Here is a 16321-nt window from a genome sequence, read left to right as displayed (position 1 = left end):
AAGCTGAGAACTAGGCTATTATAAACTTTTCATCTATTGATCCAAGTCGCTGTGCGGCGAAATCATGTATTTAGTCCAAATAGCCTATTTTTTGTCGTTCGGAAAGACTGAAAAGTACCCGCCAATTGTTGACTTAGCTGTTGCAAGTCCCTTAGCTTTAAAGATTTTATCCAGTAATATATCTGATTAAAGGTTTCGACTTTGTAATACTGTGCGTACACTCTTTAGTGACCGTTTGTGAACAGGACTTCCGCCCTTATGACAACATTTTATACCGTAATCAGTTGGCTCTTGGTTTTTGGCTATTGGTTGCTTATTGCCGGGGTAACATTGCGTATTCTGATGAAGCGCAGAGCCGTTCCTTCGGCCATGGCATGGCTGCTTATTATCTATATTTTACCCTTGGTCGGAATAATTGCTTACCTCTCATTTGGTGAGCTTCACTTAGGGAAGCGCCGCGCCGAAAGAGCAAAAGCTATGTGGCCCTCTACTGCTCGTTGGCTCAGTGAACTGAAAGATTGCCAACACATTTTTGCCAGCTCAAATAGCGAGGTGGCGACCCCCCTGTTTCAACTATGTGAACGTCGCCAAGGCATCAGTGGCGTTAAAGGCAATCAATTACAATTATTGACCACCACTGACGATACGCTAAAAGCATTGGTCCGTGATATTGAACTGGCTCGTCACAATATCGAGATGGTGTTTTATATCTGGCAACCGGGTGGCTTAGTTGACCAGGTCGCCGAGTCGCTAATGGCTGCCGCCCGTCGGGGTGTTCATTGCAGACTGATGCTGGATTCAGCGGGCAGTCAGCAATTCTTTCGTACGCCCTATCCTGCAATGATGCGCAATGCCGGAATCGAAGTAGTCGAAGCGCTCAAAGTGAATGTTTTTCGGGTATTTCTGCGCCGGATGGATTTGCGTCAGCACCGTAAAATCGTGTTGATTGACAACTATGTCGCTTATACCGGTAGCATGAACATGGTTGATCCTCGCTTCTTTAAGCAAGATGCCGGGGTGGGTCAATGGATTGATATGATGGCACGGATGGAAGGCCCGGTAGCCACCACGATGGGTATTGTCTATGCCTGTGACTGGGAGATTGAAACCGGTAAACGTATTCTGCCCCCCCCACCTGAAACCAATATCATGCCGTTCGAACAAGAGAGCGGCCATACTATTCAGGTTATCGCCTCCGGTCCGGGCTTCCCTGAAGAGATGATCCATCAAGCATTATTAACTGCCGTATATGCCGCCCGTGAGCAGTTGATCATGACGACCCCGTATTTTGTTCCCAGTGATGACTTGCTCCATGCCATTTGCACCGCTGCACAACGGGGTATTGATGTCAGCATTATTGTTCCACGGGACAACGACTCGATGATGGTTCGTTGGGCCAGCCGAGCGTTCTTTTCAGAATTACTGGAAGCCGGGGTTAAAATTTACCAGTTTGAAGGCGGTCTGTTGCACAGCAAAAGTGTGCTGGTCGATGGCCAACTGAGTCTGGTCGGGACGGTCAATCTGGATATGCGCAGCTTATGGCTGAATTTTGAAATCACACTGGTGATTGATGACGATGGTTTTGGCGCAGATCTGGCTCAGGTTCAGGGCGATTATATTGCCCGCTCGGTGTTGTTAGATGGCGAACTGTGGAATAAGCGCCCTCTCTGGCATCGAGTAACCGAAAGATTATTCTACTTTTTCAGCCCATTACTGTAATAAGCCGAACGGCTCAGACTCTTTTGTAGATCCTCTGAGTTATCGACTTCAGATAGCATAATAATTGTAAAAGCGGCATAGAGAATGTTTTAATGAACGCAATCTGCAAATGACAAATGGGAATCTGAAAATGGACCAGAATGTACCAGAGCCAAGCTCAATGGATCTCAATAACCGCCTGACTGAAGATGAAACACTGGAACAGGCTTACGATATTTTTCTGGAATTGGCGGGGGATAACCTCGATCCAGCAGATATTTTGTTGTTTAACCTTCAGTTTGAAGAACGCGGCGGTGCGGAGCTATTTGATCCGGCAGAAGATTGGCAAGAACATGTCGATTTTGATTTAAACCCGGACTTTTTCGCCGAAGTGGTCATTGGTCTTGCTGATAGTGATGGTGAGGAGATTAACGATGTGTTTGCTCGTGTTCTCTTGTGCCGTGAGAAAGACCATAAACTTTGCCACATTTTGTGGAAAGAGTAATCGATCACCCTTTGACTCACTGAACGATTAATAGCGTTGTCATGAATCTCAATCCCCGTCATTTATCTGACGGGGATTTTTGCTATTAGGCGTTTAATGCCTAAATAATGACGCTATAGCGGATCGACCTTCAGACAAGAAACGGCATGTCGGAAGCTGCCTTCCATTAGAGGGCGGGTTTTCGCACACTCTGGCCCGGCAATCGGGCAACGGGTACGAAATACACAACCTGATGGCGGATTAATCGGTGAAGGTAACTCCCCTTCCAGCAACTGAATGACTTTCGCCCTTTCCTTGTCTGGATCAGGGATAGGAACCGCTGACATCAGCGCTTTGGTGTAAGGGTGCTGTGGATTATGGTAAACCTCATCGTAGGTACCAAGCTCGACTGCATGGCCCAGATACATCACCAATACCCGGTCAGAAATATGTTTTACTACCGCCAAATCATGCGCAATGAAAATCAGTGACAGCCCCATTTCACGCTGTAATTGCTGCAACAAATTCACCACTTGCGCCTGAATTGACACATCAAGCGCCGAAACCGGCTCATCACAAATCACCAGTTTCGGCTCAAGAATCAACGCGCGGGCAATGCCAATACGTTGACACTGTCCACCCGAAAACTCATGAGGATAACGGTTGATCAGGTTAGGCAACAAACCGACCTTAAGCATCATGGCCTTAACTTTGTCTTTGATTTCCTGACGCGGCATTTTTGGATGATAAGTGCGCAATGGTTCGGCAATGATTTCACCGATGGTCATTCGCGGGTTCAATGACGCCAGCGGATCCTGGAATATCATCTGAATATCGCTGCGAGTGGCGCGCCACTGCGTATCACTCATATTAAGCAAATCTTTACCTAACCAGGTGACACTGCCGCTGGTCGCTTTAACCAAACCAATAATAGCTCGCGCGAAAGTTGATTTCCCACAGCCTGACTCACCCACCACACCTAAGGTTTCGCCTTCATACAAACGTAAGGTTACACCATCAACGGCTTTCAGTGTTTTTGACGGCTGCCAGAACCACTGTTTGCCATCCTGAATATCAAAATGAACTTTCAGGTCAGCCACTTCTAGCAGTACCTTCTTCTCTGTCATGGCATTCATAGCAATTCCCCTATTGGCTTATAACAGGCACGTAAACGGCCTTCACCAAAGTGCTCCAACGCAGGAGCCGTCCCGCAGCGATCCATGGCATATTGGCAACGGGGCTGGAACGGGCACCCTTTCGGTAAGCGCAGTAAGTTCGGCGGATTACCCGGTATGGTCATGAGAGATTCACCCTCAGCATCAAGGCGAGGAACCGCATTCAGTAAACCGATAGAATAAGGATGGCTTGGGTGATAAAACACATCACGGGCTTGACCGTACTCCATAGTTCGTCCTGCATACATCACTAAAACTTTATTACAGATACCGGCAACCACACCAAGATCATGGGTAATCATAATAATCGCAGTGTTAAACTCATTTTTCAGTTCATTCAGCAACGTCATGATTTGTGCCTGAACTGTTACGTCCAATGCGGTTGTCGGTTCATCGGCAATCAATAATTTAGGCCGACACAACAGCGCCATCGCAATCATCACCCGCTGACGCATACCACCCGAAAATTCATGAGGATACATACGCATGCGTTTACGTGCTTCAGGCATTTTTACCGCATCAAGCATACGAATGGATTCTTCGAATGCTTCACTCTTACTCATCTTCTTATGCAATCGCAGCACTTCCATCAACTGCTCGCCGACGCGCATATAAGGGTTCAAAGAGGTCATTGGGTCCTGGAAAATCATTGAGATTTCCTCAGCCCGCAAACGGTTCAATTGTTTCTCTGGCAGGTTCAGAATTTCACGACCATTAAACTTCGCAGAGCCACCTATCCGGCCATTACTGGCCAGCAACCCCATTAAAGCAAAAGCCGTCTGTGATTTACCTGATCCTGACTCACCTACAATGCCTAACGTTTCACCGGCACGCAGGTCAAAATTAAGGGCATTAACTGCGGTCACATCACCGTCTGGCGTGCCGAAAGTCACGGTCAAATCTTTTACATCCAACAAGACCGGTTGCTGAACAGCAGACTGATTATCAATAGTCGTCATAGTGCTACTCCTCAGCGATCTTTCGGGTCGAGGGCATCACGCAAGCCATCGCCGATAAAATTGAAACAGAACAAAGTCACTACCAGGAAACCGGCAGGGAACATCAGTAACCATGGAGAAACCTCCATTGAGTTGGCACCATCGCTTAGCAACGCTCCCCAACTACTCAATGGTTCTTGTGTCCCCAGACCAAGGAAGCTCAGGAAGGATTCAAACAAAATCATGCTGGGAACCAGTAAAGAAGCGTATACCACCACGACCCCCAATACGTTCGGGACGATGTGGCGCAATACAATATTACGGGTCGAAACACCGCCCACGACCGCAGCTTCAATAAACTCTTTTCGTTTCAGACTTAGCGTTTGTCCACGCACAATACGCGCCATATCCAGCCAGGACACCATACCGATAGCGACAAATATCAATAGGATGTTTTGACCAAAGAAGGTCACCAACAGAATAACGAAGAACATGAAGGGGAATGAGTTAAGAATTTCCAGAATACGCATCATCAGTGAATCGACTTTACCACCGAGATAGCCCGATAAAGAGCCATATAGTGTGCCGACAACCACGGCAACCAAAGCCGCGGCAACCCCCACCATCAATGAGATCCTACCACCGATAGCAACACGTACCAGCAGATCACGCCCTGATGAGTCGGTACCAAAATAGTGGCCAGACTCAATATTAGGTGCCGCTGACATCATGCCCCAGTCAGTGTCTGCATAGGTAAACTGCGCCAGCATCGGGGCCAGAATAACAAATAAGGTAATTAATATCAGGATCACCAAACTGGTGATCGCCGCACGGTTATGAATAAAACGGCGACGGGCATCCTGCCAAAGGCTGCGCCCTTCAACTTCCAGCTTTTCACTGAAAACCTCCAGAGCTTCGCTATTTTTCTTGCTCAACATAATTGGCGTGCTCCAGTGCTAGTAACGGATTTTCGGATCGATAACGGCATACAACACGTCAACAATCGCATTGAATAAAATGGTTAATGCGCCTACCAAAATGGTCAAACTCAGAACCAAAGAGTAATCGCGGTTTAACGCTCCGTTGACAAACAACTGGCCAATTCCCGGCAAACCAAAAATGGTTTCTATGACCATCGAACCGGTGATAATGCCGACAAATGCAGGCCCCAGATAGGACAAAACAGGCAGCAGCGCAGGTTTTAGTGCATGACGTAACACAATGGTCCGCAGTGGCAAGCCTTTCGCCCGCGCAGTGCGGATAAAGTTGGAGTGAAGAACCTCAATCATTGAACCACGGGTAATACGCGCGATACTGGCGATATAAGCCAATGATAGCGCCACCATCGGTAAGATAATAAACTTCGGTGCCCCGCCATTCCAACCGCCACCCGGCAACCATTTCAATATAATAGCGAAAACTAATACCAATAAAGGCGCGACCACAAAACTCGGGATCACGACTCCAGTCATGGCAAACCCCATAACGGTATAATCCCATTTGGTATTTTGATTCAGTGCCGCAATAACACCGGCGCTAACACCTAATACTAACGCGAGTAAGAATGCGGCAAATCCGAGTTTGGCGGAAACAGGAAACGATGCTGAAACCAGCTCATTCACGGTGTAATCTTTATATTTAAACGAAGGTCCAAGATCACCTTGCGCAAGTTGGCCCAAGTAATTGAAATACTGTTTATAAACCGGATCATTGAGGTGATATTTCGCCTCAATATTGGCCATCACTTCAGGAGGAAGATTGCGTTCGCCGGTAAATGGGCTGCCGGGGGCGAGACGCATCATAAAGAATGAGATGGTTATCAAAATAAAAAGTGTCGGAATCGCTTCCAGACAGCGGCGTAGAATAAATTTTAACATTGCCTGTACCTTTAGCCTCTTACTGCGACTTTATATTTCAAAGCAATAAGGGCAGCACGCGAGTTCCGCGACTGCCCCTAATAGATTAGTGCTTGATAATATAAAGATCTTTAACGTGCATATTATCCAGTGGATCTTTACCGGTATAACCACCGACATAAGGTTTCACTAAACGGGCATTCACGTAGTAGAACAACGGTACAATAGCGGAATCTTTATCCAGCAAGACTTCAGCTTGTTGGTATAAGCCAGCGCGCTCTTTTTCAGATTTAACTTTCAGCGTATCTTGTATCAGCTTGTCAAACGCCGGGCTTTTATAGTGCACAGTGTTATTACTGCTGTCAGATAGCATCATATTCAGGAATGAAGAAGGTTCGTTATAGTCTGCACACCAGCCAGCGCGAGCCACATCGAAAGTCCCCTGATGACGGGTATCAAGGAAGGTTTTCCACTCCTGGTTTTCCAACTTAACATCAACACCCAGGTTTTTCTTCCAGATAGATGCCGCAGCAATAGCCAGTTTCTTGTGCAGATCTGATGTGTTGTATAACAGGTTGAATGTCAGTGGCTTATCTTTAGTGTAACCGGCTTCGGCCAGCAACTTCTTAGCCACTTCATTGCGTTTTTCTTGCGTCCAGCTAAACCATTCTGGTGGTGTCAGTTCGGCACCACTGGTGTACGGTGGAGTGAAGCCATAAGCAGGTAAATCACCTTGGTTTTTCACTTTATTTACGATGATATCGCGATCCATACCCAGTTTCAGTGCTTCACGAACCCGAGCATCGGTGAAGGGGGCTTTTTGGTTATTGATTTCGTAGTAGTAGGTACACAGATACGGGTCAACATGAACTTCTTGCGGGATCTCTTTTTTTAGTTTCTGGAATAATTCGATCGGCATGTTGTTATAGGTCATGTCAATCTCACCACTGCGATAGCGGTTAACATCAGTCACTTCAGAAGAGATTGGCAGGTAAGTCACCTGATTGATGACAGTTTTCGCGTTATCCCAATAAGTTGGACTGCGTTCTAACACAATACGTTCGTTAACGATCCAGTCTTTCAACTTATAGGCACCGTTACCGACAAAGTTCTGTGGCTGAGTCCACTTCTCACCAAACTTCTCAACCACAGTTTTATTAACCGGGGACATAGATGGGTGAGCTAACAGTTTGTCCAGATAAGGAACGGGCTCGGTCAGCGTGACTTCCAGAGTATGGTCATCCAACGCTTTTACACCCAGTGTATTCGGGGCTTTTTTACCGGCAATGATATCGTCGATATTCTCAATATGGGCATATTGTACATAGCTTGCATATGGGGAAACCGTTTTAGGATCAGCCAGACGTTGCCAGCTATAAACGAAATCTTGTGCCGTTACAGGTTCCCCATTTGACCATTTAGCATCTTTGCGCAGATGGAAAGTCCAAACTTTGAAGTCTTTATTATCCCAGCTTTCTGCTACACCCGGCAAAATTTTGCCGTTTGGATCGTTGATAACCAACCCTTCCAGCAAATCGCGTGAAATATTTGATTCAGGAACGCCTTCAATTTTATGCGGGTCCAATGACTGAGGTTCGGAGCCATTATTACGGACTAAAACTTGCTTCTCTGCCAGTTGTACGCCAGCTGGCACATTGGCTGCAAAGGTATTTCCCACAGCCATCATACCCATAGCAGCAGCAATACCTGCTGCCAGTAAATGTTTCTTCGTGATGTTGGTCATGCTGATATCCACTCCAGTTTTTATTATCGCATCGCTCAGTGACTGAGCAAGCTTCACCTTTAAAAGGTATTTTTACATTACATCGCACGGGGAACGAATCCGGCAATGTAATATCCCTCTGTATCAGCATCAGACTAAAATCCATACTGTGCGATACATCCCTATTACTCTGTCTGTTTTCTTACCAATGTCATGTCACAACGACTCACGACGATGAACAATTAACATATAAGTTTGTTTTTACTGCTATGTCTTTTATGACTCTATTTTTGTTGCGGCAACTTGCGAATATACAGATTTTTTAAATCCATTAAATCTTGTGGATCCTTGCCGGTAAACCCACCGACTGTGGGCCTAATAAGCCGGACACTGACGCGGTAATAAACGGGCACCATCGCAGAATCTTTATCCAATATATTCTCAGCATGCTGATATAACGCGGTGCGCGCTTTGGTATTAGGAGCCGCCAGTGTTTTCGCCAACAGCGCATCAAACTCAGGATTCTTATAGAAGAAAGTATTATTGCTGCTGTCCGATAACAACATATTCAGAAAGGCGCTCGGCTCGTTGTAATCGCCACACCAGGTCGCTCTGGCGACATCAAACTGCCCTTGATGGCGGCTTTCTAACGACGTTTTCCATTCTTGGTTCTGTAAGGTTACTATCGCACCCAGATTTTTTTTCCACATAGAGGCCGCGGCAATAGCCTGCTGCTTATTTTGATCTGAGGTGCTGTAGAGCAAATTAAATTTTAATGGGTTTTGAACATTAAAACCGGCCTCAGCCAGCAGTTTCCTGGCTTCAGCATTACGTTCTTCCTGCGTCCAACTTGCCCATTCGGGTAAAGCAAAATTACCGTCGTCGGTAAACGTCGGCGTAAAACCATAAGCAGGTATTTGCCCTTGCCCCATAATCTGGGTCGCGATAATGTCACGATCCAGCGTTAGTTTGATGGCTGTTCTTACTCTGGCATCGGTAAATGGCACTTTTTCATTATTAATTTCGTAATAGAACGTACACAGATACGGGCTGACATGAATCTGTAATGGCAGATCTCTCTTCATTTTGGCAAAAAGATTCGCAGGAATGGCGCTGTTGGTAATATCGACCTCACCGCTGCGAAAGCGATTAATATCACTTACTTCAGACGCTATTGGCAAAAAGGTTACCTTATTGATCACTGTTTCTTTGTTATTCCAGTAAGTCGGACTACGTTCTAACACGATCCGCTCATTGACCACCCAATCTTTTAATTGGTAGGCACCATTACCGATAAAGTGTTGTGGCAGAGTCCATTTATCCCCGTATTTTTCAACAACCTCACGCTTAACGGGTTTCATCGAGGTGTGTGACAACATACTGATAAAGTAAGGGACAGGTTCAGTTAAGGTCACTTGCAACGTTTTAGCATCTAACGCCTTAACACCTAACTCATCGGGTTTTTTGGTGCCTTTTAATACTTCGTCAACATTCTTAATTTGAGCATACTGCAAATAACTGGCATACGGTGACCCCACTTTCGGATCGGCCAATCGCTGCCAGCTATACACGAAATCTTGGGCCGTGACCGGAGTCCCATCACTCCATACCGCATTATCACGCAGATGGAAGGTCCATACCTTATAACCATCATTATCCCAGTGGGTAGCAACGGCAGGAATAATATGACCATTAGCATCATTGCTAACCAAGCCTTCTAATAAATTCAGGATAATATTAGTTTCAGGGTTTCCCTCTACTTTATGCGGGTCCAAAGAGGCGACCTCAGAACCATTATTAACGGTAATACTTTGATCTATCGCTAATACCACACCCGCAGGAACTACCGCCGCCATCAATACGGACGAAAATGACAAAGCCAGAAGAGTGCCAATTATTGCCAGTGGCCGTTGCTTAAACTTTATTTGCATTTCTAACCGCCCTTTACGAGATTTTGTGATGTTTTTCTCAAGGTTTATGCCAATCTGCCGCCAACAACGACTAGCAATAACTATTCCAAAAATCAGAATTACGGTTTAGTTTCATGAAAAAAACAAGAAATCTCTCATTGAAAGTTGTCCGGAAACTAACAGAACCTGAAATCTGACGCCAATAAATTTTACAGAAATGTTAAGCAATTCTCTTTTCTAGTGAGCCACCAATGAGAATAAACAACTGAGCCAACCATTATAAAAAAAATTAACAAATTGATTTTATTGGATAATTATAATATTAATTTTAACTTTATATCAGGGGAAACTTAAAACCCCCGGTTTTAGAAACATAAAGTTAACATCAACATCATTACCAGAATAAACACCTACCATTACAGTGTAATCACTAATAACATCTAGATAAATTCCGCACAAGCCCTATAGAATGATGTGAGCATTTTAACAACAAATAATGTATTAAATTTAATCTGGCATCAGTAAAGCAGCTATTAAAGATGAACAAATAAGCCTTAAGCCAAATTATTTCTACAGAGCAACTATTATTGCAGCATTTAAGTGCAACAGATTAAAGTTCATACATTATTTGCACCAAATCAATGCCTAAGTATTCAAATATCAGGCTTATAGAATGACAAAAGCCACCGAGAATAAACCGGTGGCCTTGGTATAAGGGTAGTCAGGAGAGATTAAAGCAATCCGGGGAAAATCGCCTTGAGACCGGTAACAATAAATTCGATGCCTAATGCCATTAGCAGCAACCCCATAATTCGCGTTATGACGTTAATACCCGTTTGCCCTAACAACCGAACTAATAGAGGCGCGGCACGGAATAACAGCCAACAACAGAAAGCGAATAAAGCGATAGCTACCGTTAGCCCCAGTAAATTCGGCCAACTGTGGTAACGAGAACTCCAAACAATAGTTGAGCTAATAGCACCCGGTCCTGCCATCAATGGTAATGCGAGTGGGACGACACCAATACTTTCACGGACCGCAGTTTCTGTTTTTTCTTGCTTGTTTTGCTTATCTTCACCCAGTTTTCCGCTGATCATCGACATCGCAATGCTAACCACCAGTATCCCACCGGCAATACGGAATGAATCAATGGAAATACCAAAAATTTTCAGGATAGAATCTCCAAAAAACAAGGAGATACACAAGATTATGGCGACCGACAAGTTAGCTGTCAGATTGGTTTTATCCCGCCCAGCAGCAGCCTGATAGCTGGTCATACTGATAAATACCGGCAATATGCCCACCGGATTAACCAGTGCAAATAAGCCAACAAAAAACTTGATGTAACCTGAAAGATCCAACAGTGATTGACTCACACATCACTCCGCGCAATTGCTGATAAATACATCACAGATAACAGGTCATTATAATTAATGCCCCAGGACAACACACCTTGTAGCTCGAACCTAGAAAATTTACGACGTAAATGATATCAGAAGCTGATCTGCATAATTTCAGCACCTGAATGCAGTTCTTTCCACTAAAAATCACCCTTAGAATGGCATCCCAATAGATGTGCGCGCTAATGTAATAGAATTAGTCATAGGAATCCATGTAATAAACCCGCATTTATATGGGGTGAATGTTTAGCGCTTAAAATGACAATAATTGTTAACAACCTGTAGGGGTAATGATCCGTTAGGGTCATGAATTATCAATTTATTTTAGTTAATGATAATTACTCTCAACAAATAACTGCTGAATGGTGTCAGCTTGACGTTTTTGTGATTTAAATCACGAAATGTATACCTAAGAATAGTTAAGCTCTGAGCGGTGGTAGAGAGCGATTCCACTGGGTAATAAAGAGTGTCAGGTTGAAAAAGGTATTTTCTTCCCCCTATTTTATCCCTTGTGAAACAAAAGCTCTTTCAGTAAATCAGCGGTAATAAATGAGAAAGTAAGCTATAAAACTATCTCTATTTGACCATACAGCACGCTAGAGCCTGTCTATACTAGTTGCTTCAACAGCTCATTTACTAAAAGAGTTTAACATTATCAGGAGAGCATTATGGCTGTAACGAATGTCGCTGAACTTAACGAGTTAGTAGCACGCGTCAAGAAAGCCCAGCGCGAGTATGCCAACTTTACTCAAGAGCAGGTTGATAAAATCTTCCGTGCCGCAGCGTTAGCCGCAGCGGATGCCCGTATTCCTTTGGCCAAATTGGCGGTAGAAGAATCGGGTATGGGTATTGTTGAAGATAAAGTGATCAAAAACCACTTTGCTTCAGAATACATTTACAATGCTTACAAAGATGAAAAGACCTGTGGCATCCTGGAAGAAGATAAAACCTTCGGTACTATCACTATCGCAGAACCAATAGGTCTGATCTGCGGTATCGTACCAACGACTAACCCAACGTCTACTGCGATCTTCAAGGCATTGATTAGCTTGAAGACCCGTAACGGTATCGTATTCTCTCCACATCCACGAGCTAAAGACGCAACCAATAAAGCCGCCGATATCGTGCTTCAAGCCGCTATCGCTGCAGGTGCGCCAGCAGATATTATCGGTTGGATTGATGCGCCTACCGTTGAGTTGTCTAATCAACTGATGCACCACCCAGACATTAACCTGATTCTGGCGACGGGTGGCCCAGGTATGGTTAAAGCGGCCTATAGTTCTGGTAAACCCGCTATCGGTGTTGGTGCAGGTAACACGCCGGTCGTCGTTGACGAAACTGCCGATATCAAACGTGTTGTTGCCTCCATCTTGATGTCTAAAACTTTCGATAACGGTGTGATTTGCGCGTCAGAACAGTCCATTATCGTCGTTGATTCAGTTTACGATGCTGTTCGCGAACGTTTCTCTTCCCACGGTGGCTACCTGTTACAAGGTAAAGAGTTGAAAGCTGTTCAGGATATTATCCTGAAGAATGGCGGCCTGAACGCGGCGATTGTGGGTCAGCCGGCAACTAAAATTGCTGAAATGGCGGGTATCAAAGTTCCTGGCAACACCAAAATCCTTATCGGTGAAGTTAAAATTGTTGATGAATCCGAGCCATTCGCTCACGAAAAACTGTCACCGACGTTGGCAATGTATCGTGCGAAGAACTTTGAAGACGCGGTTGAAAAAGCAGAGAAACTAGTAGAAATGGGCGGTATCGGCCATACCTCTTGCCTGTATACCGACCAGGATAACCAGCCTGCACGCGTTAAGTATTTCGGCGATAAAATGAAAACCGCCCGAATTCTGATCAACACGCCTGCCTCTCATGGTGGTATCGGTGACCTGTATAACTTCAAAGTAGCGCCATCACTGACGCTGGGTTGTGGCTCTTGGGGGGGGAACTCCATCTCTGAGAACGTCGGTCCGAAGCACTTGATCAACAAGAAAACTGTGGCTAAGCGAGCAGAAAACATGTTGTGGCATAAACTCCCGAAATCTATTTACTTCCGCCGTGGCTCCCTGCCTATCGCGTTGGAAGAAGTGGCAACTGACGGTGCAAAACGTGCCTTCATCGTGACTGACCGCTACTTATTCAACAACGGTTATGCTGATCAAATTACCAGCGTACTGAAATCTCACGGTATTGAAACTGAAGTCTTCTTCGAGGTAGAAGCGGACCCTACCCTGAGCATCGTGCGTAAAGGTGCAGAGCAGATGAACTCCTTCAAACCAGACGTGATTATCGCGCTGGGTGGTGGTTCACCGATGGATGCTGCAAAAATCATGTGGGTCATGTACGAGCATCCTGAAACTCACTTCGAAGAGCTGGCATTACGCTTTATGGATATCCGTAAGCGTATCTACAAGTTCCCGAAAATGGGTGTGAAAGCGAAAATGATCGCCGTAACAACCACATCAGGTACCGGTTCAGAAGTAACACCATTTGCGGTTGTCACCGACGATGCAACAGGCCAGAAATATCCATTGGCTGACTATGCATTGACTCCAGATATGGCAATCGTTGATGCCAACCTGGTTATGAATATGCCTAAGTCTCTGTGTGCCTTCGGTGGCCTGGATGCGGTAACCCATGCGCTGGAAGCCTATGTCTCTGTATTGGCGAATGAATATTCTGACGGTCAGGCTCTGCAAGCGCTGAAACTGCTGAAAGAATTCCTGCCAGCCAGTTACCATGAAGGGGCAAAAAATCCGGTTGCACGTGAACGTGTTCACAACGCCGCGACTATTGCTGGTATCGCTTTTGCCAACGCCTTCTTGGGTGTTTGTCACTCAATGGCCCATAAACTGGGTTCTGAGTTCCATATTCCACACGGTTTGGCAAACGCTATGTTGATTTCCAACGTTATCCGCTACAACGCGAATGACAACCCAACTAAGCAGACTGCTTTCAGCCAATATGACCGCCCACAAGCGCGTCGTCGCTATGCTGAAATTGCAGACCACTTGGGTCTGAGTGCGCCGGGCGACCGGACTGCACAAAAAATTCAGAAACTGCTGACTTGGTTAGATGAGATCAAAGCTGAATTGGGTATCCCTGCGTCAATCCGTGAAGCTGGCGTTCAGGAAGCTGACTTCTTAGCGAAAGTAGACAAACTGTCTGAAGATGCATTTGATGACCAGTGTACTGGGGCTAACCCACGTTACCCACTGATCTCTGAGCTGAAACAGATCCTGATGGATACTTATTACGGCCGCGAATTTAGTGAAGAGCTTGATCGTGAAGACGTTGCTGTTGCCGCAACTCCTGCGCCAAAAGCTGAGAAGAAAGCCAAGAAGCAATAATAATCTTAATGTGTAAACCCCATTTTCGGATGGGGTAAGCAACAGAAAATATACCCCCCAATAGCCATTGCTGATTGGGGGGTTCTTTTTATAATCATGCTTAATTGCATAACATAACCCTTAAATCACCAGCCTCGCTCGCAACTTACCGATCCCTTTAGTCTCTCCGCATGGCTATTTATATCAGCCCCAACAACCCGCCAGTGCCCTACGCGATGAAATGTCACATCGCAATAATGTCACTCAATCCCAGATATCCTGATGGGTTCAGTGTCACTTGGCTGTATCTATTTGGCGATATTGAGCAACGTTTAGCAATAAAATCAATTTAGTACTCTCTTAGGGATATAACCTAAGGGCAAATGCTTGCCACGGGCATAAACGAAATATATGAAGCCATATGGAATCAACTCAACGGGAGGCTAGCTACCCCACAGCTTCAACAATAAGTCCTGTGAGGTAGCCTGTTGCGGATAATTAGCGTTTAAGAGTGATGCTGAAGACAAGCCGCTTTAATGGCTTCTTTATAATGACGTCGACAGACAGAGACATAGCTTTCGTTGCCACCAATAACCACTTGTTCACCATTATGCACCGCTCTGCCCTGTTCATCCAAGCGCAGCACCATGTTCGCTTTGCGGCCACAATGACAAATTGTTTTCAGTTCAACCAATTTATCAGCCCAAGACAATAAATATTTGCTGCCGGGAAATAATTCGCCGAGGAAATCCGTACGTAAGCCGTAACATAACACTGGGATATTCAATTCATCCACCACCTGGCACAATTCCTGAACTTGCTCTTTAGTCAAGAATTGGCATTCATCAAGCAAAATACAATGAATGGGTTTTGCCTGATGTTGCACAGTGATAATGGATAATAGTGATGTTGCACTATTATAAAGCAGAGCCGGTGAGGACAGGCCAATGCGTGAACTGACAGTCCCGACAGCAAAGCGATTGTCTATCTCTGCGGTAAACACCAAGGTACGCATACCTCGTTCTTGGTAGTTATAAGAGGACTGCAACAGCGCGGTAGATTTCCCTGCATTCATCGCAGAGTAATAAAAATAAAGTTGAGCCATGGGCCCGTAACTCCAATGGTATAATGAATGGTCACAATGACAATGTGAACAAAGTTTATCATGAATCAGACTTTACTTGGAGCAGGCGACGTCTCTATATTGCTGTTTTCTATATTAAGTAACGATCAAGTTAATGACGCGGTTTGTCCTTTCATTTGAAACTCAGTACTACTATTAGGTACCTTACATGAACAATTTGACAATATTGACACAGTAAACGCATTCTGCTTGAACATTAACCAGATTAGAGTAATAGGCTAACAATAGTGTTGCGCTATGGGAACGCACGATCGGCTCATTAATGATACAAGTAATGTGTTTTCATGGTTAATTGGTAGAATAGTGATAACAAATATTGTCAAAATCTGACAAATCCAATACAGAGATTTTCCCTTACTCAATCTTTCATGATCGCTATATCAATATCTCGACTTTCTTGCGTGATCAGTTATTGCCCATACCAACATGGCGAACAGCCTATTTTTGCTTTATTGATATAAAGCAAACTTATAACTTAGTGAGGAAATCATGTTCTCGTGCAGGGTCATTAGCGAGCAAAATGAACTTTTACGTTAAAAACACCACAGAGAATAACAAGCATCCATCGCTTATTAGTAGCAAGCAGCAACTTTTCGCTAATAAAATACGTAAATTCGAGTATGCTAATCAAATTGGCTATTGCAGAAATTAAAATAGCACTCTA

At 44.8% G+C, this 16321-nt stretch carries 11 protein-coding genes; 3 read left to right on the top strand and 8 right to left on the bottom strand.

Annotated features, from left to right (window positions below; translation table 11 throughout):
- The first annotated feature begins 258 nt into the window (after positions 1-258).
- Together cls and AEP37_RS01390 are read left to right on the top strand one after the other, a co-directional pair.
- Positions 259-1719, top strand: a complete 1461-nt coding sequence (gene cls, locus AEP37_RS01395) for a cardiolipin synthase (RefSeq protein WP_049608707.1) — start codon at positions 259-261, stop codon at positions 1717-1719.
- Positions 1720-1879: 160 nt separating this feature from the next.
- The gene (locus tag AEP37_RS01390) at positions 1880-2203 is read left to right on the top strand and encodes an HI1450 family dsDNA-mimic protein (RefSeq protein ID WP_032819973.1); all 324 of its coding nucleotides are present in this window, start codon (positions 1880-1882) and stop codon (positions 2201-2203) included.
- Positions 2204-2316: 113 nt separating this feature from the next.
- On the opposite strand, the gene oppF is transcribed toward AEP37_RS01390, so the two are convergent.
- The 7 genes from oppF to AEP37_RS01355 form a co-directional block, all read right to left on the bottom strand.
- Complete coding sequence (gene oppF / locus AEP37_RS01385; RefSeq protein ID WP_049608704.1) at positions 2317-3318, bottom strand: murein tripeptide/oligopeptide ABC transporter ATP binding protein OppF; 1002 nt, start codon at positions 3316-3318, stop codon at positions 2317-2319.
- Complete coding sequence (gene oppD / locus AEP37_RS01380; protein ID WP_049608701.1) at positions 3315-4316, bottom strand: ABC transporter ATP-binding protein; 1002 nt, start codon at positions 4314-4316, stop codon at positions 3315-3317. Before oppD ends, oppF begins: the two co-directional genes overlap by 4 nt.
- Before the next feature lie 11 nt (positions 4317-4327).
- Positions 4328-5236, bottom strand: a complete 909-nt coding sequence (oppC, locus tag AEP37_RS01375; protein ID WP_049608698.1) for an oligopeptide ABC transporter permease OppC — start codon at positions 5234-5236, stop codon at positions 4328-4330.
- A gap of 15 nt (positions 5237-5251) precedes the next feature.
- A complete protein-coding gene (gene oppB / locus AEP37_RS01370) occupies positions 5252-6172 on the bottom strand; it encodes an oligopeptide ABC transporter permease OppB (protein ID WP_049608695.1) in 921 nt (306 codons plus the stop codon).
- Positions 6173-6257: 85 nt separating this feature from the next.
- On the bottom strand, positions 6258-7895 hold the full coding sequence (gene oppA / locus AEP37_RS01365; protein WP_049608693.1) for an oligopeptide ABC transporter substrate-binding protein OppA: 1638 nt from the start codon (positions 7893-7895) through the stop codon (positions 6258-6260).
- Positions 7896-8158: 263 nt separating this feature from the next.
- The gene (locus AEP37_RS01360; protein ID WP_049608691.1) at positions 8159-9805 is read right to left on the bottom strand and encodes an ABC transporter substrate-binding protein; all 1647 of its coding nucleotides are present in this window, start codon (positions 9803-9805) and stop codon (positions 8159-8161) included.
- Positions 9806-10515: 710 nt separating this feature from the next.
- Entirely contained in the window at positions 10516-11160 is a 645-nt protein-coding gene (locus AEP37_RS01355) for a YchE family NAAT transporter (protein ID WP_049608688.1), read from the bottom strand.
- A gap of 692 nt (positions 11161-11852) precedes the next feature.
- Here AEP37_RS01355 and adhE point away from each other — a divergent pair.
- Positions 11853-14534: a bifunctional acetaldehyde-CoA/alcohol dehydrogenase gene (gene adhE, locus AEP37_RS01350; protein ID WP_049608685.1), complete on the top strand. Its 2682-nt coding sequence runs from the start codon at positions 11853-11855 to the stop codon at positions 14532-14534.
- Between the two features lie 484 nt (positions 14535-15018).
- On the opposite strand, the gene AEP37_RS01345 is transcribed toward adhE, so the two are convergent.
- Positions 15019-15618, bottom strand: a complete 600-nt coding sequence (locus AEP37_RS01345) for a thymidine kinase (RefSeq protein ID WP_049608682.1) — start codon at positions 15616-15618, stop codon at positions 15019-15021.
- Positions 15619-16321: the final 703 nt, after the last annotated feature.

The organism is Yersinia pekkanenii (assembly GCF_001152565.1).
Classification (GTDB): Bacteria; Pseudomonadota; Gammaproteobacteria; order Enterobacterales; family Enterobacteriaceae; genus Yersinia; species Yersinia pekkanenii.
The sequence above is the reverse complement of the archived record's forward strand: the minus strand, read 5'-3'. Positions and strand labels throughout refer to the sequence as shown.